The organism is Paenibacillus sp. FSL R7-0189, from assembly GCF_037969925.1.
Lineage (GTDB): Bacteria > Bacillota > Bacilli > Paenibacillales > Paenibacillaceae > Paenibacillus_AQ > Paenibacillus_AQ odorifer.
The window spans coordinates 4,944,182-4,970,578 of sequence record NZ_CP150223.1 but is presented as its reverse complement, the minus strand read 5'-3'; the positions used below and the strand labels follow the sequence as shown (position 1 = coordinate 4,970,578).

At 41.5% G+C, this 26,397-nt stretch carries 23 protein-coding genes; 4 read left to right on the top strand and 19 right to left on the bottom strand.

The features are described from left to right. The 6 genes from MKY63_RS21660 to MKY63_RS21635 form a co-directional block, all read right to left on the bottom strand. The gene (locus MKY63_RS21660; RefSeq protein WP_038572232.1) at positions 1-1,482 is read right to left on the bottom strand and encodes a sugar ABC transporter ATP-binding protein; all 1,482 of its coding nucleotides are present in this window, start codon (positions 1,480-1,482) and stop codon (positions 1-3) included. A 21-nt stretch (positions 1,483-1,503) separates the two neighbouring features. Beyond that, positions 1,504-1,899, bottom strand: a complete 396-nt coding sequence (rbsD, locus tag MKY63_RS21655; RefSeq protein WP_038572233.1) for a D-ribose pyranase — start codon at positions 1,897-1,899, stop codon at positions 1,504-1,506. A gap of 2 nt (positions 1,900-1,901) precedes the next feature. After that, a complete protein-coding gene (gene rbsK / locus MKY63_RS21650) occupies positions 1,902-2,780 on the bottom strand; it encodes a ribokinase (RefSeq protein WP_036689135.1) in 879 nt (292 codons plus the stop codon). Between the two features lie 27 nt (positions 2,781-2,807). After that, positions 2,808-3,788, bottom strand: a complete 981-nt coding sequence (locus MKY63_RS21645; protein ID WP_036688945.1) for a LacI family DNA-binding transcriptional regulator — start codon at positions 3,786-3,788, stop codon at positions 2,808-2,810. Between the two features lie 147 nt (positions 3,789-3,935). Continuing rightward, the gene (locus MKY63_RS21640) at positions 3,936-4,403 is read right to left on the bottom strand and encodes a DinB family protein (protein WP_076147540.1); all 468 of its coding nucleotides are present in this window, start codon (positions 4,401-4,403) and stop codon (positions 3,936-3,938) included. A gap of 60 nt (positions 4,404-4,463) precedes the next feature. Next, positions 4,464-5,366 carry a LysR family transcriptional regulator gene (locus MKY63_RS21635; RefSeq protein WP_076317124.1) on the bottom strand — a complete coding sequence of 301 codons (903 nt, stop codon included), beginning with the start codon at positions 5,364-5,366 and terminating at the stop codon, positions 4,464-4,466. 158 nt (positions 5,367-5,524) lie between these two features. On the opposite strand from MKY63_RS21635, the gene MKY63_RS21630 reads away from it, so the two are divergent. After that, positions 5,525-6,142 carry a histidine phosphatase family protein gene (locus tag MKY63_RS21630; protein WP_076147536.1) on the top strand — a complete coding sequence of 206 codons (618 nt, stop codon included), beginning with the start codon at positions 5,525-5,527 and terminating at the stop codon, positions 6,140-6,142. Positions 6,143-6,204: 62 nt separating this feature from the next. On the opposite strand, the gene MKY63_RS21625 is transcribed toward MKY63_RS21630, so the two are convergent. From MKY63_RS21625 to MKY63_RS21615, 3 genes are all read right to left on the bottom strand, one after another. After that, the gene (locus tag MKY63_RS21625) at positions 6,205-6,450 is read right to left on the bottom strand and encodes a hypothetical protein (RefSeq protein WP_036688955.1); all 246 of its coding nucleotides are present in this window, start codon (positions 6,448-6,450) and stop codon (positions 6,205-6,207) included. A 665-nt stretch (positions 6,451-7,115) separates the two neighbouring features. Then, positions 7,116-7,667, bottom strand: coding sequence for a polymer-forming cytoskeletal protein (locus tag MKY63_RS21620; RefSeq protein WP_076100192.1), 552 nt, complete (start codon positions 7,665-7,667; stop codon positions 7,116-7,118). 184 nt (positions 7,668-7,851) lie between these two features. Then, positions 7,852-9,441: a peptide ABC transporter substrate-binding protein gene (locus MKY63_RS21615; RefSeq protein ID WP_051491588.1), complete on the bottom strand. Its 1,590-nt coding sequence runs from the start codon at positions 9,439-9,441 to the stop codon at positions 7,852-7,854. Positions 9,442-9,642: 201 nt separating this feature from the next. Here MKY63_RS21615 and MKY63_RS21610 point away from each other — a divergent pair, with 201 nt between their 5' ends. Both MKY63_RS21610 and MKY63_RS21605 read left to right on the top strand, forming a co-directional pair. After that, on the top strand, positions 9,643-10,554 hold the full coding sequence (locus MKY63_RS21610) for a LacI family DNA-binding transcriptional regulator (protein WP_076147527.1): 912 nt from the start codon (positions 9,643-9,645) through the stop codon (positions 10,552-10,554). Positions 10,555-10,602: 48 nt separating this feature from the next. Continuing rightward, positions 10,603-11,868: an MFS transporter gene (locus MKY63_RS21605; RefSeq protein ID WP_339809795.1), complete on the top strand. Its 1,266-nt coding sequence runs from the start codon at positions 10,603-10,605 to the stop codon at positions 11,866-11,868. Positions 11,869-11,891: 23 nt separating this feature from the next. On the opposite strand, the gene MKY63_RS21600 is transcribed toward MKY63_RS21605, so the two are convergent. Continuing rightward, complete coding sequence (locus tag MKY63_RS21600; RefSeq protein WP_339809794.1) at positions 11,892-12,644, bottom strand: hypothetical protein; 753 nt, start codon at positions 12,642-12,644, stop codon at positions 11,892-11,894. A gap of 139 nt (positions 12,645-12,783) precedes the next feature. Further along, positions 12,784-13,833: a phosphotransferase gene (locus MKY63_RS21595; protein WP_076272008.1), complete on the bottom strand. Its 1,050-nt coding sequence runs from the start codon at positions 13,831-13,833 to the stop codon at positions 12,784-12,786. Between the two features lie 156 nt (positions 13,834-13,989). Between MKY63_RS21595 and MKY63_RS21590 the strand changes: the two genes are divergently transcribed. Continuing rightward, positions 13,990-15,852 carry a rhamnogalacturonan lyase gene (locus MKY63_RS21590; protein WP_178944157.1) on the top strand — a complete coding sequence of 621 codons (1,863 nt, stop codon included), beginning with the start codon at positions 13,990-13,992 and terminating at the stop codon, positions 15,850-15,852. An 86-nt stretch (positions 15,853-15,938) separates the two neighbouring features. On the opposite strand, the gene MKY63_RS21585 is transcribed toward MKY63_RS21590, so the two are convergent. The 8 genes from MKY63_RS21585 to MKY63_RS21550 form a co-directional block, all read right to left on the bottom strand. Beyond that, positions 15,939-16,511 carry a DUF305 domain-containing protein gene (locus MKY63_RS21585; protein WP_076297672.1) on the bottom strand — a complete coding sequence of 191 codons (573 nt, stop codon included), beginning with the start codon at positions 16,509-16,511 and terminating at the stop codon, positions 15,939-15,941. Between the two features lie 65 nt (positions 16,512-16,576). Then, positions 16,577-17,341, bottom strand: coding sequence for an ABC transporter ATP-binding protein (locus MKY63_RS21580; RefSeq protein WP_036688966.1), 765 nt, complete (start codon positions 17,339-17,341; stop codon positions 16,577-16,579). A 14-nt stretch (positions 17,342-17,355) separates the two neighbouring features. Continuing rightward, positions 17,356-19,695: an ABC transporter permease gene (locus tag MKY63_RS21575; RefSeq protein WP_339809793.1), complete on the bottom strand. Its 2,340-nt coding sequence runs from the start codon at positions 19,693-19,695 to the stop codon at positions 17,356-17,358. Between the two features lie 34 nt (positions 19,696-19,729). Then, positions 19,730-20,977, bottom strand: coding sequence for an MFS transporter (locus tag MKY63_RS21570; RefSeq protein WP_326047738.1), 1,248 nt, complete (start codon positions 20,975-20,977; stop codon positions 19,730-19,732). 42 nt (positions 20,978-21,019) lie between these two features. After that, positions 21,020-21,643 carry a TetR/AcrR family transcriptional regulator gene (locus tag MKY63_RS21565; protein WP_076141075.1) on the bottom strand — a complete coding sequence of 208 codons (624 nt, stop codon included), beginning with the start codon at positions 21,641-21,643 and terminating at the stop codon, positions 21,020-21,022. Between the two features lie 680 nt (positions 21,644-22,323). After that, the gene (locus MKY63_RS21560) at positions 22,324-23,001 is read right to left on the bottom strand and encodes a DUF1266 domain-containing protein (protein ID WP_076100182.1); all 678 of its coding nucleotides are present in this window, start codon (positions 22,999-23,001) and stop codon (positions 22,324-22,326) included. Between the two features lie 16 nt (positions 23,002-23,017). Continuing rightward, positions 23,018-24,502 carry a J domain-containing protein gene (locus MKY63_RS21555; protein ID WP_076317127.1) on the bottom strand — a complete coding sequence of 495 codons (1,485 nt, stop codon included), beginning with the start codon at positions 24,500-24,502 and terminating at the stop codon, positions 23,018-23,020. Then, positions 24,499-26,199, bottom strand: coding sequence for a molecular chaperone HscC (locus tag MKY63_RS21550; protein WP_038572263.1), 1,701 nt, complete (start codon positions 26,197-26,199; stop codon positions 24,499-24,501). The genes MKY63_RS21555 and MKY63_RS21550 overlap by 4 nt, the downstream gene beginning before the upstream one ends. Positions 26,200-26,397: the final 198 nt, after the last annotated feature.

Sequence of the window (26,397 nt, the reverse complement as noted above, 5' to 3'; positions counted from 1 at the left end):
CTATTGCCCCCCTGTAGCTAACGTCATGATTTTTTCTTGCGTAGCTTCTAGTTGTGATAGCTCTCCACTAATTTCCCCTTCATGAACCACTACGATCCGGTCGCTCATTCCTAAAACTTCAGGAAGCTCTGACGATACCATGATAATGGCGACTCCACGTTCCGTTAATTCGTTCATGAGCTGGTAGATCTCCCGTTTAGCTCCTACGTCCACTCCACGGGTAGGTTCATCGAGGATAAGCACACTTAAGCCAATCCCAATCCATTTAGCGATGACCACTTTTTGTTGATTCCCCCCGGATAAATTCCGGACTAAAGTGGAGGAAGACTGTGTCTTGATGTGCAGCCGTTTGATAAGTATGTCTACAAATTCTTGTTCTTTTTTATCAATGATTACACCCTTAGGAGCGAAGCTATATAAATTTGTAAGGACCATATTGTCTCGAATAGAGAAATCAAGCACTAACCCTTCATCTTTCCGATCCTCCGTAACGAATCCTATCCCCACCTTCATCGCATCATTGGGATTTCGAATCGTGACCTTTTCTCCCCGTACCATAATCTCACCACGGTCTAACGATTCCAATCCGAATAAGGTTCTCATCATTTCTGTTCGTCCAGATCCCATTAATCCTGAGAAGCCTAAGATCTCACCAGAACGAACGGAGAAATTAACATCTTTAAATTGCCCTTTTTTCGTGGCATTTTTGACTTCAAGAACAACCTCTCCGGGTTTGGAGGTACGCTCAGGAAACCGGTCAGTTAATTCACGCCCTACCATCTTCCGAACTACATCATCGAAGTTAGTCTCTGGAATGGGCTTCGTGTCTACTGTTTTCCCATCTCGCATGACCGTTATTCGGTCACATATCGTAAAGATCTCTTCCATCCGGTGCGAAATATACACGATGGAGACGCCTTCCTTTTTAAGGGAAGTTATGACTTCGAACAATTTTTGGATTTCCCGTTCGGTTAATGCCGCTGTCGGTTCGTCCATGACGATAACTTTTGCATGAGTCATAAGCGCTTTTGCAATCTCAATCATCTGTTTCTCACCTACCGAACATTCCCCCGCCTCTTGATTTAAGGGAATCGTTACGGAGAGCTTACGAAATTGTTCATTTGCTAACGCTTTCATCTCTTTCATATTTAAGATCCCTAGTTTGGAGGTTCGTTCCTTACCAATAAACAGATTATCTAGAACCGTCATATCCGGCCACACGTTCAGCTCCTGATGGATAAAAGCGATCCCATAACGTTCAGCCTCTTTGGGATTATTAAAGTATGTTTCCTGACCATCTATAGTAATGGTCCCTTGATCACGCTGATGCAGTCCAATCAGAATGTTCATCAGAGTAGACTTGCCTGCGCCATTTTCTCCCATCAGGGCATGAACTTCGCCATCCTTCAGTTCAAAATCCACACCCGTCAACACACGGTTAGCCCCAAAAGATTTATAAATATCTTTCATCGTAATGTGCATACGCTTTGAACCCCCTTTTTATCAAAAATAGACCCCGGCTTGTAAAATACAATTTGCATAAGGCTTAGCTTCCCCCGTACGAATGATGACCTTCGCATGCTGGGTTAACCATTTAAATTGTTCATGTGAAATCGCCTCTATAGGTATTTCCTTAAATTTGTCATTCAAGTATTCAGAGGTATCTTTATTTTTTTCAGCTAATTCCTCTGCTACGATAACTTTCTCAATGACCATATCCTCTGAAATGATTTCGACAAGCTCTTGAAAGCTGGGAACTCCCAATTTAAGTGCTAAATCAATCTTTGGAACACCAGGTGGAACGGGTAATCCAATATCAGCAATGACAATCGTATCGGTGTGGCCTAAATCAGTAAGCACTTTGGAAATATGACTGTTTAAGATTCCTTGTTTTTTCATAATTAAAGACTCACCTCCACCTCTACTCTTGTTGGCATGCCACCTTGGGCACCAAATTTTGTGACGGATAAAGAAGCCGCGCGATTGGCAAACTTTACACTAGTTCGAATAGACTTGCCTTCAGCTAGAGCAACAGCAAATGCCGCATTAAAAGTATCTCCTGCTCCAGTGGTATCTATAGCATTTACTTTATAGGTGGGAACTAAAACTTCCTGTTTACCATCGTAATAACGCACACCATTGCTGCCCTCGGTTATAAATAACTTATTGGGATATTTGCGTAAAGCTTCAGCAGTACTCATCTCAGGAAATAATATTGCACATTCATGTTCATTGGGTGTTAAATAGGTGGCATTGTTTATAATCGTTTCACTGATAGGACGAGCAGGTGCTGGGTTAAGCAACATAGGCACATTGAATTTGTGGCAAATCTCACTTACAAAAGACACCGTTTCTTCCGGAATTTCTTGTTGGATTAATACCATGTCAGAGCCTTTAATATTCTCAAGTGCCCGTTCAACCAATGCAGGAGTAACTAAATCATTGGCTCCTTTTACAACGATAATGCTGTTATCGCCTTCCGCTAAAATGATGTGAGCTGTTCCGCTTTCGGCATGTGTAACCGGTTCCACATTGGCGGTAAAAACGCGATTCTTTTTCAGATTATCCATGATAGCGGTACCATAGAAATCATCACCTACACAACCAACCATCGTAACTTCTGCTCCAAGACGGGCTGCAGCGACTGCTTGGTTCGCGCCCTTACCGCCCGGAACGGTGGAGAATTGTTCTCCAAGCACAGTCTCACCCGCGTGAGGTCGCTTATTCGAAGTCACTACTAAATCCATTGAACAGCTGCCAATTACACAAATCTTAGCCATTTTCATCAACCTTTCTCATGTTGTCATCTATTCTTTACTTCTTGTAGTTTCCCGCTCCACAAAGCTAACGGGTAGTTGAATAATCTTCTCTTCCACCTTATCTTGCTCAATTAGCTTAATAAGTAAACCCGCGGCTTCTCTACCCATATCATGTGCCGGCTGGCGAATGGTGGATAAAGCAGGTGACAACAAGCTGCTAAGCGGGATATCATCAAATCCGATGATTTGCAGATCCTGCGGCACTCTTTTACCTAAACGATGTGCTTCATGAATGACTGCCGTCGCCACAATATCATTACTGGCAATTACGCCATCTGTATCTATATATTTAGCAAATAACTCCACAGCCCATTGTTCTGCTACTGTATGGGAGAAGGATGAAGTTTGGATCACATTATAGCTGATTCCCATTTCATTAAGTACTTCAATCGCCCCAAGAAATCGATCTTGTGCAGGTTTGATATGCGCCGGTCCTTGTATTACTGTGATTTTTTTGCTTCCCCGTGCGATAATCTCTTGTGCTGCAAGACGTCCGCCCTTTTTGCCATCTGCGTATACGGAAGGGCTATCGTTAGAAGTACGGTCCAGAAATACGACCGGAATTTTCAAGTTAGAATAAACGTCGCTCTCAGGGAAGTTGGTTGACGATATCATGCCAATGACATTATTTTGGATAAAGGTTTGAATATAATCCATCTCTTTGTCCTCGTTCTCATCACTATTGCCAAAGATGATCCGATAACCTTGCTCCTGCATCCGATCCTCTATCCCCCGCGCTAACTGCGGGAAGAAGGGGTTGGTAATATCAGGCAAGAGCAGCCCGATTAATTTAGATTTCCGCTTGTACAATGATCTTGCAACCTCATTAGGGGTATAATTCATTTCTTTGATCGCTGCCTCAACCTTTTTGCGAGTATCGATATTCACATATCCAGATTCATTTATAACCCGTGAGACTGTTGCTACCGAAACTCCAGCTATTTTTGCGACATCTTTGATCGTCATCATTCTTTAATTCATCCCCCAATGTGTAACCGGTTACATGTATTACATAAATTAGATTATCACATAACCTTTTCATTTACAAATCTTTTTTTTGATCATAAAGCTAACAAAAGATACCAATTATATATCGATATCTTTTGTTATTTGAATTTATTTATCTGCAAAGCGATTTAATAATTTTATTGTATTGAAGTGCATACCTTCATGGTAAAGTGTGAAATTTATGAATTCACCGATTGAATTTAAGGTTAATCCACTTCCTGTTGTAAGAGGGGTTACTTGCTCACTTAAGCGATTGTGAAAAGCTTCCTGGATCCGTTTGGGTTGCTCCGTAAGCATCTCAAGTAAAACTTCAAGCGTTGGCGGTTCCTCATTCCACTCGGCTGGTTTAGTCCCTTTCGCAAATAAGCGTTCAAAGCTTGCCGGCAATTGCATAAGCTCCCTAGCAGAATGAAAGGCAAACTTCTCTTGCACCAAATAAATATGTCCCAAGTTCCAGCGGATATTGTTATTAAAACCTTCTGGAATACTATCTAAAATTTCCTCAGATAGTCCCTCGACAGCACGCACAGTAACACTACGCACAAACTTAAGTTGTTTGAATATGATTTGATCCATTATGACCCCTCCTAACTTTTATCCATAGTTTACCATAAGCTTATCTTTAATTTCCTAATATTATTTTAAACTTAATTGTTTCATAACGAGCGTAATAAACGACTGCATATAGCTTTCTTGAAGTTCCTTCTTTCTGTAACCCATCCATATCGAATGCTTGGAGACTACATTTTCTACTGCTACATTAGCTAATGTTCCCTGATCAAGATAAGGTTTCGCCAACAAAGCGGATACATAACTAATTCCATAACCGGCAATCACAGCTTGAATAACTTCATTCACTCCATTAAATTGAAGCCCAATCGTTGGTTGCTGTACACTTCTTTCTTCACACAACCGGACAAGCCGCTCTCTGGCTGCACTGCCCTCTTCTCTCATAATAAATGCTTCAGACATCACTTCTTCAAAGCTAACCTGCTGATTGGCATAAGGATGATGGGAAGAAACCACGAATACATACTCGTCCCTATATAACTCCCGATGTTCGAACACTCCTGTATTATGCGAAGGAAACTCCATATCACTGTAAATCGCCACGTCTGCTTCAAAATTATTCAATTTTTCCATGACTCCATGAGAATTAGTAGTAGTGATCTGAATGTTAACTTCCGGAAAAGATTGTTTAAATAATGACGCCCACCGGGGAATGAGGATGCTTGTCGCCAAATAATTACCTGCAATCCGCAGATTCCCCTCAGGAAATTTGTGATAGTCTTCAATGATTTGCTGGACTTGATCACCCATGGCAAAAAACTTCTCAAGAGGTTCGATTAACCTTTTTCCTAAAGGGGTGGGCACCATCCTCTTTCCTTTAATTTCAAATAATAAAATATGATTCTCCCGTTCAAACTTACGGATTTGCGCTGATATAGCGGGTTGACTGATATGCAAACGTTCAGAGGCTTTGGTCACACTACCTGTGATCGCAACGTAATAAAACAATTTTAATACATGATAGTTCATCGTGATCTCTTCCTCACTTCATAAAATAATATCTGTATTCGCCGCTTATCCTCAGTCATTTTACTATAACTATACATTATGGATGTTAACTATTATATATTGTTTATTTATATTTATTTCTTTTATACTTACAACTATTCATAAGGGAGGTTTTGTTAATGACAAAGACAGTATTATACTTAACCCGCCACGGGCAAACAGAATGGAATTTACAAAAACGAATGCAAGGCCATCAAAATTCTGCGCTTACAGCCTTGGGCGAACAGCAGGCGGAATGGTTGAGAGATCGTTTGCAAGTAGAAAACTTAGGCGCAATTTATTCTAGTACTAGTCCAAGAGCATTGCATACTGCACAGATTTTACGGGGAAAGCGGAGTTTACCTATTCATCAGCAAGTTTCTTTAATGGAAATTAACATGGGGAGCTGGGAAGGAATGAATACGGATCAGATACAACTAGAATCCCCTTTACAATATTCCCATTTTTTCACCAGACCCGATCTATATATTCCTCTAACCTCAGGTGAAACTTACAAGCAGCTTGAACAAAGAGTAGTGCCGACAATGGAGCGCATCATAAACGATAACGTAGGGCTAGAAGTGCTCATCGTCACCCATCGGATGACTTTAAAAGTCATTATGGCTTATTTTCTCAATAAATCATTGCAGGAAATAGGGGAGTTACCGGATATTCTCTCTACTGCATTATGTAAAGTAACCCTAACTGATAACAATACAACCATCGATCTGTATGGAGATACTTCACATTATCAATGACTATGGGTCAAAAAATAAAAAGGTAACTCCGATTAACGGGGCTACCTTTTTAGCGTTCAACATTAAATATCCACACTTTTGATTATAAAACTGCGGACCTTCATCCATTTGCCTGAAATGAATTCATCAATCGTTTTCGTCTTTGGTCTAACGCAAAAGCGGTGTTTTGCCCCTTTATCAAAGCCCACAGCTTCAAAAATTAGGCTGTCCCCTATTTGCTCCTTGAAGAACACCTGCTTTAATCCCAACCTATTTAACATTTCAAGCTTTACGCTCTCAATATATGTGCGCGAATACTCCTTAGACATATGTGTTCCTCCTAGTAGTGGTAGTAATATTATAAGTCAATAGGAAGAAAATCAACAATAGTTCATATATTCATCATCCACAAAAAAACAACCAGGCAGCAATTCTCCGTTATTGGAGGTTCGCTGACTGGTGTTTTGGGTCTGTTGTGATTTGCTTGATAGGTTATGAGCTAAGCTTAATCATTCGTAGCTTTCGGATAACCACTCCGTTGTAGCGCACTATCTTGATATATCTGTAAGATAACTGCAATCTATAATCCACAAGGGCTAATTCTAACTTTAAGTGTATTCTATACAATTAAAAACTAGAGAAATAGCCTATAGAGTATTAAATCAGTAAAATAGATGTACAAAATACAGCTATTTTCATTGGCCGGGCGTTTTGAGCATTTTAGTTGTACAAAATACAGTTAAAACCATCTACTGTACACTTCAATGTTTCATACTCCATTACTTCATACTCCATTACTTCATACTCCAATAATTCACTGCTTCAATACTCCATTACTTGTTACTTCGAAGCCGTTGGCTCTCATATGGTAACTAGATGGGGTGTAGTCCATTATGAGTCAGCCCATTCATTACTGATTCCTTTTGCCTATCCTATCCGGATAATTCTATCTATTTAGTCCTTCTACTTCTACCTAATCGAAATCATCACTAACTTATTTAACTTCAGTTGCCCCAGTCACTTTACCTTCAATCCCTGCAGTTGCTTTCACATCTTCGTTTGCGAAGTAAAGATTTCCATCAATAGTCGAGGTTTCATGCAGGTTAAATCCGTTCGCTTCTACATAAACATCACCTTTAATGGTTCCGCCTTGAACTCGCAAATTTTCACTTTGTACGGTTAACTTAGGTACAGTGAGTGTGTAATTGGCAGTAACTTTGTGATCAGCGTCTTGGGCATAAAGAGCAATCTTACGGTAGATGTCGCCGTCTGCGGCCCCTTTATCATGGAATTCGCCTTCAACAACAACATCTTGGGCAATGGTCACATCATTTAGAATGGCAATAATCCAGTTTCCATCTTTACTTACAGCCTTGGTAAACGCATCTGCTTGATTTACGATTGAAGCTGTAGTAACTGCATCCGTTTGCTCTGTAGCTGGAGCCGTAGTAGCCGCTGAATTAGTTGCATTATTATTATTCGCACCACAACCAGACAAGACTGCAACCGAGACGCCTGCTACTAACATCATTTTAAATAACTTCATTTTAAATCCCCCTTGTTTTTGATTATAAATTAATTATATATTAAAATTTTTAATAAACAGGTGAAAATTTTCACAATATTGTGTCGTTATCTGAAGCGGTTTCACAAAGGTGATTAATTCCATACAAAAAGGACACTCCCAATAACTGCGGAAGTATCCTCATAGTCTTTATTACTATAATTTTTTAGATTAAATACCCTCTTGAAAAAGATATGGAACCATCATACTCTACACTTACTTTTTTAATGTTAGGTTTATGCAAAACATCAGCATAAAAATAATACAGCGGAAGGATGACCATTTGGTCAATGAGCATTTTTTCAGCTTTTGCATAAAGCTTGTTTCGTTCGCTAGTGTCTAATGTAAGCCTAGCTTGTTTAATATAACTATCATAAAGTGCACTGCTCCAGCCCGAATCATTATCGCTGCTCCAAGATGTGAAATAATCTAAAAAAGTCGATGGATCGTTATAGTCGGCTGCCCAAGCCGCTTTTGCCATTGTATAATTCAGCTTAAGACGATTATCAAGCAGATCTTCCCAGGGTTGAACCTCAAAGCCTACTGTAATGCCCAGATTTTTGTTCCAGCTGTTAATAACGGCTTCTGCAATTTCTTCATGACCTTCATTTATAATAATCGAAAAACTAGGAAGCTGAGTTAAGCCCTCTTCCTTCAAACCTTCCTGAAGTAATTTCTTAGCCTGTATTACATCCTCTTTGAAATACCGTGTATCAATAATCTCTGATCTAAAATTCAACTTGGAACCACGAATACTCCGAGGAATAAAACCGTAAGCAGGTGTACCATAGCCGATAGATTCTCGGTTAGCTGCCATGGCTAATGCTTTACGTATCTTCAGATTTTTGAAAGGTGCTTTGCTTAGATTGAACTGATAATAATATGTAGAAGCATACGGCAAAGCATATAACTCCTGAGGGAATACAGAATTTAAAGAAGCCTTATCTATCAGCTCATCTTTTGCCCCTACCCAGTCAACTTCATTGTTTAAGTAGGCCATAGTTGGCGAAGGTGTTCCAGCTTTAGGCCGAAGTAGATGCACCTCTGAGAAACGAATTTCTTGCGCCGCATAATAGTTTGGATTTTTAATTAGATGAATCGAATTTTCATCCCACTGTTGCAGTTTAAAAGGGCCATTAGTAACCATAGTTTTAATATTGTACGCCCAATTCTTATCTGCTTTCGCGACTTGCGCATTAATTGGCATGTAAATACTTTCCGCGAGAAGCTGCGGGAAATGTGAAGTTTTTTCATTCAAAGTCACTTGGAGTGTATCGTTATTTAACGCTTTCACACCCACTTTCGAAGACTCCTTTAGCTTCCCTTTATGATAATTCTCTGCGTTAGCAATTATGAACATTTTGAATGCATAGCTATTCATAGACTGAGGTGCAAGCGCTTGTTTCCATGCATACTCAAAATCTGAAGCCTTAACCTGCTGCTGATTACTCCATTTTGCGCTCGGCCGCAAGGAGAACGTGTATGTTTTCCCATCCTTGGAGACTGTCCACGACTTGGCTATCCCGGGAACCGCCTCTCCCGCATCATTCAAACGCACCAATCCCTCAAATATCCCTTTAATGACCGTAGTCGTACTACTATCTGTGGAAGAGGCAGGATCTAGATCTACAGGAATATAATCAAAACCAATACGCAACACCTGTTTAGCCTGTACAGCAGATGCAGTGTTCCCTTCACTTACATTTAAACCTATTAGTAATACTAAAACAAAGAGAACATGGAGCAATTTTTTCATCGACACTTCCCCTATTTCTATTATTTTTATTAACTAGAATAACATGGAATCTATTGATTCCGATAGATTAATTTCACCGTAATTCTTCCATTTCTAGAACCTAGCAGGGTCATCTAACTGCACACTCACTTCCCATTGACGCTTTGGGATCAGAATGTTAATCTTTAGAAAATATCACAAGGATAAGGGAGCTATTTACTGGTGAAAAAGACAACCATGAAGGACATCGCACTTCGTGCCAATGTCTCCGTCGCAACAGTGAGCTATGTTCTGAATCGTGTCGGCAACCAAACCATTCCTGAGAAAACGCGCCAGCAGATTCTTCAGCTTGCCGAGGAACTACACTACATACCCAATCTGGCGGCACGTTCACTTGCGAATCAGAAAACAGGATTGGTAGGTGTGCTTGTTAACACCTCAGCCCATACACCACACTGGAAGCTCCATGCCCAGTTCTCATTTATACATGCCTTGGAACAACGGTTAACAAATGCTGGTTACCATACGCTGCTATATTCACTTGATGTTGATCAGCCTTCTTTGGATATTATCGTAGAAAGAAAGCTGGAGGCTGTATTTCTAATCGATGTGCGCGAGGAAGCCTTTTATTCGATCTCCAAGCATTTTGTAGAAGGAATTCCTTTGATTCTGATCGACAGCATGATTGAAGATAAACTCTTTAAGCAGGTCCTTTTCAACTATCGAGCAGCTCTACAAAAGGTAAAACCACAGGACCTTTCACAGGTATGTTTAATTATGGAGAGCTTCAATAACTCTTTCCTCACCCGCTTTATTCAGGACAGTATTCCATTACCTGAAGAAGCGATATTTACCGTTGTCAATTTGGAGGAATTAAATACATTCTTACAGGAGGGGGGCTATAAAGAGGCCATTGTCATTAATGAGTTTATTGGAAGTTACGTTGAAAAAAACGGGAGGTTCGAACAACTCTCTGTTCTTTGCACCTGCAATTGTCCGGAAATATTAGGCGATGACGTTCATAAATTCATTTTCACAGGGGATAAAGCGGCTACTGCATTTGAACTAATGGACAAATTATTGCATCATTCTGACTACTCCGCACAAGAAAATAATTGTTATTTTGTAGAATAATTTTTTTGTCTATTCACTTAAGCGTTTAAGTTGAAGGGAGCATAACTTATGTCTGGTCCTGTATTAGTGAAACAAGTTCCCCCTGCTGTTCAAGCTCATCCCTCTCTTTGGAGAAATCGGAGATTCCTGCTGCTACTCAGTTCGTACTCCATTTCCTTATTCGGTAACACTTTTCATAGTATTGCTTTAAGTTTATGGGTACTGCAAACGACCGGCAGCGCCAAAATGATTGCCATCATCACGATAATCAATTTAGTGCTCAGTTCTTTACTTGGATCGATAGGGGGAACTTTTGCGGATAGGGTCAATCGTCGAACCCTCATGCTGATCACCGATCTGATAAGTTGCGGACTCGTAGTGACACTTGCTTTAGCCATTTCCCTGCCCTCTACATCGTTCATTATAGTCGCTATACTGACGGGTCTTACGACCGTTTCAGCTTTATTCCAGTCCCCGGCATACCAAGCTTCTATCACTACTGTTGTTGGTAAAGAACATCTACAAAAAGCGGTAGGATTGTTGAACTTGTCTGAAAACATCTGCCGGACTATTGGTTATTCAGCCGGTGGGATTTTCGTAGCGAGTTTTGGAGCAGCCGACGCTATTTTATTTGATGGAGCTACATTTTTCCTCTCCTTTCTGCTCGTTTTAGCAGTTCGCTCCCTTCCTTTGCCAACTCAATTAAATAACGCACCCAAGAAAGAACGGAAATTCACACAGGATCTGGTTGATGGAATTCGCTATATTAGGAGGTATCCTTTCGCACGCGCCGTTATGATTATGCTTCCTACCTTAACCTTATTTTTTGTCCCCTCCCTGATGTTGACGCAGGTTATGGCCGTCAAAGTGTGGGATTCCACTCCCTTTCAGTTTGGACTTATTGAAGCCTGTATTCCACTTGGTTATATGATCGGGTCCGGACTGATCTTGCTGCTTGGCTCCAAATTGAAAAACAGAGGTTTCCTTATTATGACTGGACTGCTATGTCTCGGTCCCCTGTACCTCCTGTTATCATTCGTCACTTCCGCTGCGATTGCCATTCCTATCATTCTTGTGATTGGCTTCATGTTCTCATTCTCCACGTTGCTGATTAATACAATCCTTAGGCTGGAAGTTTCAGAAGACATCCAGGGTAGGGTGTTCGGTGTATTAGGTTCTATCATGAGTGTAGCCCCATCCATTGGTCTTACTGCTGTCTCGTTCTTGTCTGATCTCTTCAGCCCTGGTCCTGTCATGGGTTCAATCGGAGTCTTACTGCTGCTGTTTGCCTTATCAACTATCACTAAATTAAAGGTAATTCGAAACTACAAGTAATTTCAGAATGTATCCTGTGTTCTTTATCTCCCTCTTTTTCTAATAACGCGTCTAAGATGAAGCTCAAACAGTAATAGAACAACCAGAAAAATCAATAACAGGAGACCCGCTATTCCAGTTAGAAACGGAAATAGGAGTGGGAAGAAAATACTAGGATAGGCCTTAGTAACATCTGAATAATACCCCATACCTATAAGGGAGGTACCGGAGAACTCGATTAGCTTGACACCTAAATGATTGTTGCTTCTTTGCGCATAGCTGAGAACCTCTTCGTCTACATCTCCGTTTTGTGCAATCGTGATGATTTTCCATTTTCTTGTTTCCATGGGTTGACTATCATCGGTCAGTCTTTGGACTATACTTACTTGTTCCTCACCAGTCTTTCGGTCCTTTACTGTGAGAATATCTATCCACGAAAAATATCTGCTGCCTCTGTCCCGATTGGATAGCCATATTTCATCAGGGGTGGAGATTTTTTGATCATTTAATAAGAACTGAACTTTGACAATAACACCAGGCGGGGCCTTCTCCTCTTCATCCCATGGAGTCATATCTGCTTTCCTGCCTGTTTTTTCTTCCCTGATTTTAATATTCTTATGAGCAACCGTTATCTCTTGTACGTTTATTGGGTTATATTCTTTTTCAGCATGCTTTATCTCATAACGCTGATTTATTTGATCAGAAATTATATACTCACGTATATAGTTGAACAATGGGTTAAAAGAAATCGCCAGTAAAAATAGCGAGACGCCAGATATAACTATAAACTTCTTCATAAGTCCTCCTTTTTAACTTACAGTCAGTTTAAACTTTTGGCGTGAACCCCCATCCGGTCCATCGGGAACATATTCCTGCAAAGGACTAAATCCTAATTTCCGATAAAACTCCCTGGCAGGTTGGCCTGCTAAATGATCCTCACCAAAGGTAGTGACGGTTATCTAAATCTCCCAACCATAATAAACATTGTGGAATAAAATCTGCATAGTTCTGTAATGCATTAATCGTACGGATTACCTCACAAGTACCCAGCTCCCGTTCTGCGTCATCCGAGCTCTCCAGTCCTAGCGAACGTCTGATATTGTAAGCTAACCATTCTAATTTTCCCAAAAAGCCATAGTTGAGCACAACCTGCCAATCCGCATAAATCTCTCCGCCATGCTCCAGATAGCTGTTAATCAAATTTGAGAATGCCTTTTTGCTTAAATCTCCCGATTCAGAACCTGACCAATATAAAGCTACATCTATCAGCTCTAACGTCGGATGAATAGGTCCTGCTGCTTCCCAATCGATTATTATTGGAGCTTGCCGCTCATCCCACAAGACATTTTTGGGGTCTAAATCCCGATGGCTGATAACATAATGATTCGTCAATAGACTCGCTGAAGAATGAATCAATGCCTCCCAATTCTCTATCTTATGCAGGTGATCTGCCAGCAAGCTTGACCATTCTGCACGCTGCTGCTCTCCTTTGAGAGCAAGCTCTTTCCAATTGGCAACTGCAGCATTAGACGCTATAAGCGTTTCAAAGTGATGATCATCCGTTCCCTGTGAGAAATCGATGATGTGGAGCTGCGCAAGAATTGCCCCAATCTTTTTACAACAATCTAAATCTATTTCACCTAAAGGTAATGCCTTCCCCTGAACCCATGGAAACAATAAATAAAATTGCCCCTCAACCTCGTGCATACTACTGCCATTAGATACGATTGCCGGAACAGCATGGATCCCCTTTTGATAAGCCAGATTCGCAACCATTTCAGAAAAAATATAATTAGACATGGCTGTATCTCGTTGCATAATTTGAGGATTTAAGGCCTTTACTGCGTATTGCGCTTTATCCGTTTGCAGGCGATACATTCTGTGCAAGAGTCCACCTGTTATCGGTTCAGGTTCATTCATCAACAGACCCAGATTATATTTGGCACAAAGTGTAGCGAATTTTAAATTATAGCTTATATTTTCCATGTTATGTATTCCTTTCTGTGTGAGTAAAGTCGTACTCATTTAAAATGGTTCAAGTAAATTTAAAACATATTTTTGTCTTTATGAAATATTATGTACTGTTCACTATGACATCCTGTGTAACCCTCGTGAACCAAAAATGAAAAGGAGGCTTCGTTAATGAGTAAGCGGTTACATCAGTCAGGATATCTTGTAATCATTTGGTTTTTAGTCTTTACGTTAGGGACGGCAGCTTTTGGCTCTCTTTCCTCTGTTTCGGCAGCAGCTGCCCGGCAAGCGGAAAAGCTAAGTCGGGGACTAGTAGCAGTCAAGGTATCCAGCGGTGTATTTGTGAGCTGGCGGCTACTCGGAACAGAAGAACTGTCGGTTTCTTTTAATTTATACCGCAATGGCACAAAAGTAAACGTTACCCCAATCACGGACAGCACGAATTATCAGGATAACGCCGGCACAGCTTCGTCTAGCTATACAGTTCGAGCAATCGTTGGCGGTATTGAGCAATCTGATTCTCCAGCAGCAAATGTATGGGCCAACAATTATTTGGACGTTCCAATTCAAATTCCGGCTGGCGGCACTACGCCAGATGGCGTAAGTTATACCTATAGTGCCAATGATGCCAGCGTGGGTGACTTAGACGGTGACGGGGAATATGAAATCGTATTGAAGTGGGATCCTTCCAATTCCAAAGACAACTCGCAAAGTGGCTATACTGGCAACGTCTATCTGGATGCCTATAAGCTGAATGGAACTCGGCTATGGCGAATTGATCTGGGCAAAAATATTCGGGCTGGCGCACATTATACTCAATTTCTAGTCTATGATTTCAATGGTGATGGTAAAGCCGAAGTAGTCTGCAAAACAGCAGACGGTACGGTTGACGGAGTTGGCGTAACCATTGGAAACGTAAGTGCAGATTATCGCAATTCCAGTGGATATATCCTGACCGGACCTGAATATCTGAGTGTATTTTCCGGACAAACGGGGAAAGCCTTAACCACAATTGATTATGTTCCTGCCAGAGGAACGGTATCCAGTTGGGGTGACAATTACGGCAATCGAGTAGACCGCTTTTTAGCAGGAGTAGCCTATCTGGATGGAGTACATCCAAGCATCATTATGGCACGTGGTTATTATACACGCACAGTCGTTGTAGCTTTTGACTGGAATGGCAGTGCTTTGACTCGTAAATGGACCTTTGATAGCAATAGCTCCACCAATGCTGGAACCGCCGGTCAAGGTAATCATAGCTTAAGTGTAGCCGATGTGGATAACGATGGTAAGGATGAGATCATTTATGGTGCCTTAACCATTGATAATAACGGTGCGACCTTATACAATACAGGGCTGGGTCATGGAGACGCGCTGCATGTAGGCGATTTAAATCCGAACCGCCCCGGTCTCGAAGTTTTTAAAGTCATGGAAAATACTAGTTCTCCCTATGGCGCTGCGGTATGGGATGCTGCAAACGGGACGGTCTTATGGGGTGTATACACGGGAAAAGATACCGGCCGGGGGATGGCTGCCGATATTGATCCCAATTATCCCGGGGAAGAGGTATGGGCTCACGGCGTTGGCCTCTACTCCATTACAGGCACCAAAATAAGCAGCACAATGCCTTCTGTGAATTTTGGAATTTGGTGGGATGGCGACTTGTCCCGCGAACTGCTGGATGGTGTCAAGATTGATAAATGGAACCCTGCAAGCAACTCCGTTACCAATTTATTAACCGGAGCGAGCGTAGCATCCAACAATAGTACCAAAGCAACGCCAAGCCTACAGGCCGACCTGCTTGGAGACTGGCGCGAAGAGGCTATCTGGAGAAAGTCCGATAACTCGGCTCTACGAATCTATACAACTACGAACATCACCACTAATAAAATATATACCTTAATGCATGATCCAGTATATCGGTTGAGCATTGCCTGGCAGAATACAGCTTACAATCAACCTCCGCACACAGGATTTTTCCTAGGCAACGGTATGCCCACTGTGTCTAAACCCAATATCTACGTAGTGCCGTAAGCTTTCTAAAGAATTAGTAAGTGAATAAAAAAGCAATTGCAGTTATCCGGATGTGCCGGGGCAATTGCTTTTTTGTTCGGTTTATATCAGCAATGATCGAGGTGCGTTAATAGTTTTTTTAATTGTTTAATGCCTTCGCATTGAGTGGTTATTATTGCATATAAAATAGGTTTTAGTGCTGGGCAGATATTAAACTGTAAAACGTTGTTTGACATTCGTACAGCGCCCTCATGATGGGGTATCATCTCTCGTACAAAATTCGCATTCACTCCGTTGGTTACAGTTGCCGATCCCATTTCTGAGAACATCGTTTGCGTTATTTGCTCGAATTTCTTCATGTATTGAGATCGTTCAAAATCTGTATTCGTCAGCATTCTACATTTGCACTGGATAGCTTGCATATTGGAGATACTTTTGGTTTGTGCTGAAATGATACTTGTAGCAATACGCTGTATTTCAAGATTGGTCGTGTATTTAAGAATATTACGAGACATCTCAATAGCTGCGATATGATGCGGTATCATCTGTTGAATAAAGGTGTCTGATATACTACACGATAGCGGAACACATGTCATTCTTCTAATCATGGTATTTAGAATATTATAATAAGCATTCAGATAAGCTTGTGTCACATTGCTTAGTTTGCAGTTTCTATCCATAAGGTTCATAACTCCTTTCTGGATAGTGTATGAGAAACGTTATGGGTATGATCCTAGATCCCCAATCAGAATCCCAGCTTTAATAGCCAGGCCGCAAGCTTCTCCTCCCGCCTTTTCAATTCACCATCTACGCGATTATATTTTCCAAGCCGTTGCTCAGCTGCAATGCTGCCATCTAGCATATATAAGACACGCTCAGCTTGAGCAGCGACTTTGGCATCATGTGTGGCGATTATAAGCGTTGTTCCTGATTGATTAATATCTGCTAATATGTCCATGATTTCACTAGCTGCTTTTGAGTTAAGCGCCCCGGTTGGCTCATCGCCAAACAATATATCTGGCTGATTAATGAGTGCTCTGCAGATTGCTGCTCTTTGCAATTGTCCTCCTGACACCTGTGTAATATCACGTTCAGCCAGCGTAGCAATTCCTGTTTTGTTCATTAACTCGGCTGCTCTTTTATTGATAGTTCTACGGCTGCTGGTTCTCGCCCGATAAGCAGACAGGATGATATTGTCGCGGATATTCAAGTTTTTTAACAGATGCATTTGCTGAAAAATAAAGCCCATATGCTTTAAGCGCAGTCCGGCTAATTCGTTCTCTGAAACTCCGCTGATCTCCTGCCCTTTAAAAATAACACTTCCCGCTGTCAACTTATCCATCCCGCTGATCGTATACAGCAATGTTGATTTTCCTGAACCAGAAGGTCCCATGACAGCTATGAATTCCCCCTGTGACACCTGAAGCTGAACATCCTTTAATATCGACTGCGGAGTTCCTTGCCCTGTTGAATAACTTTTTTTTAACCCCTTCGTCTCTAATATGAACATTCTGCCACCTCCTATCATTCGACAATTAGTTTGGCTATACTGGATTTTCTCATTGAGATCGTGCTTGTTACGGTGGTGAGCGCTACAATCAGCATGAAAAGTAGCGGAAGAATAAGATAGGCTACCGCCGGATTGATTACAAACTGTATCTTAGAAGCACCCATAAAAGAGCCTAGCATTTGAGCAATTTTTTGCCCGAGAGTGTTAGCCGCAAAAGTACCAAGAATGACGCCCAGCCCTGATATTATCAGCATCCTTACCAGATACTGCCTACGAATATCTCCTAACGTAAAGCCAACACTTCTCAAAATAGCGGTTTGCGAAGAATCCTTGGCAAGCAGCATTTTCAGAAATAAAGAGGTAATCAATACCGAAATCGAAAATGCGATAACGATGGATAAGCCTGTAACTAGCTTCAATTGGCGAATTGTATTTCCTAATGTTTGAGCTAAATAGCTTTGCAGATGAGTGATTTTTGCTGGATAAAATAAATTGGTGTACTGATCCATTTTTGCCTGGACGGAAATTCCCGGGTTCACATCCAAAGCTACTACATACCAGAGAACCGTCTTCGGATCATATGGCAATTGCGCTTTTGCGGTTCGGCCACCATTAGTTATATCCTGATAGATCCCGCTAACAGTCAATTTTTTTGCCACCCCAGCAACCTCTAAAAAAACGGTATCCCCCACCTTTTTATTCAGTTCCTTGGCGTTCAGGTCAGAAAGAGCGATCTCACTTGCACTGCTAGGAGTTCCTCCATTAACATACGAGAGCGGAAAAATAGTAAAGTCACCGGTTTCAACATTTAGCGATTCCCATACACCATCACTACCTAATACCTTAAATCTAGAAGTAATCAGTGGAGATAATTTAGAGATGTCCGGGTCATTTTCAAGCTTGGTTATCATCTCATTAAAACGCTTCTCTATTTGGTTCGATTGCTGCAAATCTATACGAATATCGCTCTGACCGACGCCCATATAAGAAACAAACCGGGGAGACTGAAGGGTATTCAATATATTCACTGGCACTAGAACGATAAACAAACTGATCACAAATACGAAGAACAATAATCCGTACATGGTGAAGCGCCCGTAAACATCTTTTACCCCGAGAAAAGCATTCACGTTAACAAATTTACGCTTACTAAGTGAAAATCTGCTTGTGTTAATCCTTGCTTCACCCCTCGTACCTGACCGTAAAGCTTCTACAACCGTGATGCGATTAAAGCGTCTAAGAATCATCCGGCAAAAGAATACAACAACTCCAAAGATCAAACCTACCGCCAGGACAGGAACAAAATATTGAAGTATACTGGCAGGAGCAACGCCCAAATACAAAGTAATATTGGCTGTAAACAAACGCACCACACCTAAAGATAGTAAATATCCACATACAGAGGCGACGGCTGCCATCACGATATATTTTGCTAAATAAATGCTGCGAATATCTTGCTGCGTGATCCCAATCGCTTTCATGACACCTATCTCTCTGTAATCCTCTTCCAAGGTAGCGATCATCGTAAATCTGAGACATAAAATAGCAATCAGCATCAGCAGAACACTTACCAAAATAATAACAACTGCGATAATCCCATCCGTCAGTGCATTCAGCGTTTTAAATAAAGGATAGTCAATAGAGGGGCCTTTATTGGGCAGATTTGAGGATTGATACTCATTGCGGAAATCATTGAGCTTGGATAGATCCGTAAGCTGAAATTCAATCAGGTATTCAGGTTCGCCGAGCTTTTGTTTAAGCGCTGTAAAGTCAGCAGCGTTTACGACAAAACGTTTGGAGCTGACCATGGCTGGATTCATTTGGACATCCCTTACAAAATCAGTAATCACAAACTTTTTATCGAACTGTTCACCTAAAACGCTAACTACGTCGCCGATTTTCAGATTCTTTTGCTTCATATAATAAATGGGGACAGCGATTTCTCCTGCCGATACCTCAATCACCTTGTTCTCTAAATTCAGCAGCAAATCAAACGAAGGATTCTGCTCTACAAAGCCGATATCCATCACGCTGTTTGCTTCCGAGCCTTGGTTACTGCCTAGATAAACGTTAGATCCATCCAAGTTAAGCATCTCTACGGTTTGTTGATCTTTCACCAGTGGATTAGTAGCTGTAAAGCTCTCGATTGCTGAGCTGTCGATTTGTCCTGCGTGCATCTGCACGAAATGAGGGGCTTTGGATTTAATCAATAGCTGATTCAAGGACCCCGACAATTCCATAATCACTTGCGACGCAGAAGCAACAAGCAAAGCCGATAACATGATAAACACAAATAATCCGAAGGTAATGATTTTATTGCGTTGAAGGTCTCTTTTTACAATTCGTAGCAGCATTGACGGGCCTTCTCCTCTCTAATACAGAATTCAATTATCCACGTTCAAGGTTACGGATTGATTTCATTCGGGGGATCACAAATGCCATAATAATGATGAGCAAACCAGAGATGATAAATAATAAGCCGATTCCCCGTCCTTCCCCTGTGCCTATCACCTTACCTACTGATGAAGTAAGCAGACCTCCCTCTCGTAAAAGAGGATTAAACACTTGATCAGCCAATATGCCAGCAAAAGCATACGCAGCCACATAACCAAGTTGTGATAAAATGCCAATGATCCCCCATGCCCGCCCCTGTGTGTCATTTGGGATATGGTTGCGAATCATAACGTCAGCACTGGTATTAACAAAAGGCAACGTTGCAAAAAATAAAAAGCCAGCAGCTGTAATAAAAGCAACATTCGTGGTCAGTCCCACCAAAGAAAAAAACAGTCCGGCGAATCCTAGGCCGAGCGCTAATACTTTGATATATTTACGATCGATGCTAAAAACTCCAATAATCAGACTGCCGAGCAACATCCCTATAGCACTTACAGACAATACCGTGCCTAGAGTTTTCGTATCCGTAAAGGGTAGAAGCATAGGCGTATATAAGGTTTGGAGAAAACCCACATAAAAAGTAACGACAGACAAAATGATCGTAAGCTGCAGTACACCTTTCGTGTAAATAAGAGCATCCCAGCCCTCCTTCAAATCTTTTACAAACGACTGATTCGTTGGGACTCTGTGTTCAGTCTGTAGATTCCTGCGAACAGCCATCACTGCAAGAACTGTAACTAGAAAGGTTGAGATATCTATAAGCAGGATAGTTGTTATATCCATAAAGCTAAGCAAAATCCCGGCAAGGATAGGGGAAAGAAGATATTTTGAGGACGCAGCAAGCTGAACTAAACCACTGGCCTTGGCAAATTGCTTCTCTGTTAATAAATCTGTAATGGTAGCCTTGTAGGCAGGTTCAAGCAAGGATACAAAAATCGAACTAAACGTCACGCCTAGACAAATCTGCCATAAATGAGGTTCACCCAGCAGCATGATGATGAGAACATATACTAGTCCAAAAGCAGATAACAAATCCCCTGCTATCATCATCAATCGACGATCAAACCGATCCGCTAACACGCCGCCAAAAGGACTAAGCACAATGGAAGGGAGAAAAGCACATAAGGTTAAAAGTGCCACGCTAGAGGCAGTCTGCGTCATCTGGAACACATAAACCCCTAAGGTGAAAGCCGTCAACCCGCTGCCAATACTGGATATCCACTCCCCCATCCAAATGATCATAAAATTTCCGAAGGATTTGTTGTTCAGAATATTCCCTCTCCCCTACTCAAACATTTGAAACACATAGTCGAAGCTACCTTTCTCCGCCCCTAGCGTAATTTCCATCGTATAGATAAAAGCTCTTATCTTCTGGATGATTTCCTCAGGCTGCCACTTGAATATACCTTCATCAAAAAGAAATTGAGAGGTGATCAATAGAAATTCCATCGTCTCCCGGGGATACGGATTGTGAAACAGTCCCTCCTCTATGCCCTGCTCAATGACCTCCGTCAAAACAGGAGTTAGCCGCAAAATGGTTTCCACCAAGCTTTTCTGGTGCAGCTGTGCATTATCAGCCTGATGGAACTGCTCAATCATTTGGCTTTTTCTGTCCGTATCCGGCTTTTGCGCCATAATGATTTGCAGCAGCTTTTCATGAACGGTCAGCTTAGGATCTGCAGCAATTTGCTTAGCGGTTGCTACACCAACATCAATAAATCGCAGCACTACAGCATCCATGACCTCTTCCTTCGATTTAAAATAATAGTAGAAGGTTCCCTTCGCAATACCTACAGCCTGCAAGACATCATTCACTGTCGTTTTGGTATACCCTTTCGTAAAAAACAGCATTTCTGCTGTATCCAATATTTCATTTCTACGTTCTTCCGCTTCTTTGGAAATTCTCATCTGAAACGTCCTCCATTCTATCGACCGACCGTCGGTCTATTCCAATTATATACAAATATATTAGATCGTGTCAAGATTAATCCGGCATCACAAAAAAGAGAGAATTCCAAAAGCTACGTTATGGCAGCTGGAACTCCCTCTTTTTTGGATAAACTGTTGGGTTTTACTGTTGGGTTTTACTGTTGGGTTTTACTGTTGGGTTTTACTGTTGGGTTTTACTGTTGGGTTTTACTGCTGGGTTTTAGTCTTACTGTTTACTGTTTACTGTTTGGTCTTATTGTTTATTGTTGGATTTTACTGTTTGGTTTTACTGTTTGGTCTTACTGCTGCGTTTTACTTTTAGCTTGCTCTTTGATCTGATCCGTTGAGCGAAACCTTTGCTCGTGTTGTAACACTAAACTTCGTTTGCTTATATCACATTTACACTTACGACATAGCCTATCGGACACAGCTGACCTTATATGCTGCATTATTCCCCATTTGGAATCCTAACGGACCGCATAGCCACTATTGACATGAAAAACACCACAAAAGACCCCTTCCTCAAGGAATAGCTGCACTGGAGTCCGAAAACCGGCTCAAAGGGCTATAAATCTGCAAATAGCGTCCTTTGGGTCCTTAAGCAACACGGGATAGGTATTCTATAGGTATTCAATAGGTATTAATTACCTAAGTACGGACTAAGTGGCTTCCGGCTGCAGATTTTGCCCCCAAACGGCTTCCCTGTATAGAATGCTGCTATTTCGCATGAGCTTCTGCAATCCCGTCTCAAATAGATTAACTAATCCGCCGGATTGTACTAATGAAAATTTGCTGCCCAAGGAATAGGCTATATAATAATCCGCCCAACTGCTATAACGTTCTTGTAGCTGCCTTGCTGCTTCTATTTTGTATTCCCAGGCTTCTTCCTTCTTCAAATAATCCTCAACATAACCAATCCGGCTCAGATAAATTACCCAAGCTAACCCAAAAGCAGAAATGTCACCAGAAGGCAACTGATGTATTCCTTGTGCAACAACCTTCAGATTAACAAAATCCTCATGATCCTTATGTGCCTCAAGATATTTACTGCGTGAGGTTTCGGAAAGTGTGGCTAAACGAGCATGTAAAGATCTATATTCTGCACGGTTGCCATCTTCTAAAAGCCAGCGAATTTGGCGATGAAAGGAGTTAGCATCCTCGATATTCCATCTTTCACAAGCATTTTTGATTAATCCTCTTTTGAAGAAGACATTACTGAAATCAAACTCATAAACCACATAGTATCTCCCTAAGAGACCACGTATGCAGGTAGAGGAAAGACAGCGGAAATACATTTCCAATCGTTTTCTTTGCTTAACATTGTATTCCTTCAGCATGTAGAGCCTCCTGATATTAGTTCGAGAATAAGTATGCTGTTTTGCAAATGTTCCTGATTTTCCATAGAATAATAAGAATGAACACCGCATTGACAAGCGGGGGAAGCTCAGAAACTGAAAAATAACATATGGTATATACCAAAATATAGAACCAGCTTAATTTCAGGAAAACCAATAGATAGAATAATATAGGCCCTATAATGTTCTTTCCAATGGTTACTAGCGAAGAGATACGAAGACGTTGTGGATACAGTTTTTTGTTCTTCAACATGTACTTATTCGCAAGATAACGAAAATGAACGAACTCGTCTTTCTTAGGCTCATTTGTCTCCGTTTGTGTAAGAGCTTCCTCAATTTGAGAACGTGCAATCTTACATTCCAGAATTAAACATTGCACATCTTTATTTCCAGCATCCTCCTGCAACAGATATTCACAATCCTTCATCGCTTCCTCATAACGCTGCAAATAGTAGAGAAGCCGCCCTCTTAATAAGTAACCGTCTCTTTCGTTAGGCCACATAGTGGTTACTTGGTTTAAACACACCAGCGCTTCCATATAATCAGCAGTATCCAGACAATACTTAGCTCGCATTAATTGCAGATCCGGATCATTCTGAAACAGCTTATTTGCTTCGTCGAGCAGTTGACCAGCTTCAGTATGTTTATCCTCCATCAGCATGAATTGAGCGGATTGCCTCAGATTTAGATAGTGTTCTATGTCAAACTCAAGAGACGCCTGCAAAAGGAAACACTCATAACGCATCTCCAAACTTCCGTCGACCTGCCCTAGTATGTACTCGACTAACTTATTATCATAACGTTGAAGAAATATTTCCTTGTCCTCACGAAAATGAAAAAATGAATCCAAAGCCTCCCATACGGCATGAGGCAAATTCCGATGCTGATCAAGGAACAACATAAGCTTATCCCTTAGCCGATCACGATGCTCTATACTCCACATGAAATCTTCATTCAAAAGTGAATGCCACGAAGCTTGTTTAATCCGGCGCGAGAAATCCGCATACAGTTCCCTAATTTGTCTGTCAAAAATATCTGCTGGCTGTTCTTGAAGATCAGCATCAAGTTGGATGGGAAGAGGGCGAAACAGCGCCCACTCGTTTTCATGCGGTATAGAAGTTGCCCCTTCTACTTCTTCCTCGGTGTCTACCTCCTCAACTTCTTGTTCTTCCTCCTCGCTTTCTTCCTCCTCAGCTTCATCTACTCGTGTTACTTTTTCTGCTTGTATCACCATTTTTTCTATTTCTTTTGATATTGCTTCTGCTATTTCTTTCTTATCCTCACCTACCAATGAAGGGACAGTGCTTGCTATACGCTGCCCGGAGCGGGCCCATTTCACAGCTGTATCATAAGCTTCTCTAAGCTGCTGGTATCCTTCAGGGTCATCTTCGGGGTGATGCGATTTCAGTTTCTTGGCATAGGCCTTCTTGATGATAGCTAGTTCATCTGTGGGTTCAATCTCCAACATACTCCAGATTGTCATGTGAAGTATGACCACCCTTCAATTTCCGCCAATTGCTCATTGAAAGCTTGTGCCGCTTTTTCAATCACTTTCTCGTTCTGAGTATATAAAGCATCTTCGAATACTTTCAGACATTGTGCGATAAATTTCCGTTGGTCCCCAAGCACCTCTTCATATAAACGCTCACCTCTAGCAAGCAGAAGCCTGTTCTCGGTACGCTCACGCGGATGAATTTTGATACTCCGCAGTTCCAGTAAACGAGCTTCAATTTGCTTTTTCGTCATTGCACCAGCATTTTGCTCGATGATCATCTGATGCTTCTGACCTGTTGAAACTGTTGTAACCTCCACCTCAAGAATCCCATTCACATCATATGTATATCTGACATCTATACTTTCTTCTCCCCGAGGTGCTTGCGGAATCTGAAACTCCATTTCTCCCAGGAAAAGATTATTTTCAACGCGAGGACTCTCCCCCTGATACACATCCACACTTATGATCTTTTGATTATCTGCAGCTGTATATAGACGTTCTACCCGGCTAACAGGAATCGGAGTGTTACGTTCAATGATCGGAAAGTAATGTCCAGATGACGTTTGTCCGCTTGAACCTCTACGCAGAACACTGGTCCCTAATGTATAGGGGCAAACGTCCGTCAAAATCATTTCATCCAGCGCTTGATCACGCTGCTTCAGAGCTACCTGAACCGCAGCTCCAAGTGCGACGGTCTCATCTGGGCTGATATTCGCATAAGGCATTTTCCCGAACATACGGCTGATAATTTGCTTAATCAGAGGCATTTTAGTCGCACCCCCAATCATCACAATCCCATCCAGATCGGAAGGCTGCAAAGAAGCATCCCGCAATGCTCTTTCTATCGGCTGCCTTAGACGTATTAGTAACGGTTGCACCAATTGCTCAAGCTCTAAGCGATCTATAGTCAGCACGTATTCTTCCTCTTTAATAACTATCCGCATAGTCGCAGCAGACTCTGTACCAAGAATTCGTTTACTCTGCTCTGCCTGCTTATACAACATCGACCTCGTTATTGGTGTTAACGATTCCGCGTCCAGCTTATTCTTTTGGATAAAATAGGCCACTAGTATCTCCGTGAAATCTTCCCCGCCTAGATAGTTATCTCCGGCAATCGACTTAACATCCATTACCCCTTCGAAAAGCTCCAGAATTGACACATCAAAGGTTCCTCCACCCAGATCAAAAACAAGAAATGAAGTCTCCTGATTCTGATGCAGACCATAAGCGAGTGCTGCCGCCGTAGGTTCACTAATAAGCCGCTCTACTTGTAAACCGGCCAGCTCAGCCGCTTTCTTAGTTGCTTTCCGCTGAACATCATTGAAATAAGCCGGAACACTGATTATAGCTTTCGTTACGGACTCACCTAGATGATTTTCCGCATCCTCTTTCAGTGACCGCAGAACAAAAGAAGATAACTCTTCAGGAGTAAAAGTCATCGTACCTAGCGTGTATTTTTTTGCTGATCCCATAAAGCGCTTAAAAGTCGAGGCAGTTAACTGTGGATGTGTAATCAGTCGTTCTTGTGCGATTCTTCCAACTAATACTTCTCCCCCTGCATCTACACTAACAATCGAGGGTGTTACATGCTCCCCGAGTACATTGGGAATAATTACAGCCTGACTGCCGTCCCAATAAGCAGCAAGACTATAGGTCGTTCCTAAATCAATTCCGATTGTTCTCACTACTATGTCCACTCCTTTTATATACAATAATATACAAAGAAAAGAGTCCAAGAATCGAAATGTCACTAATTCAACATATTTACATCCAGAGCATAAAAATGAAATCGTCCTTCTGCAATAGACATAAAAAAGGTATCTCAAAAGCCACAATGGCTAATGGGATACCTTCATTTATTGGCGGAGGATATTTTTCTGTAC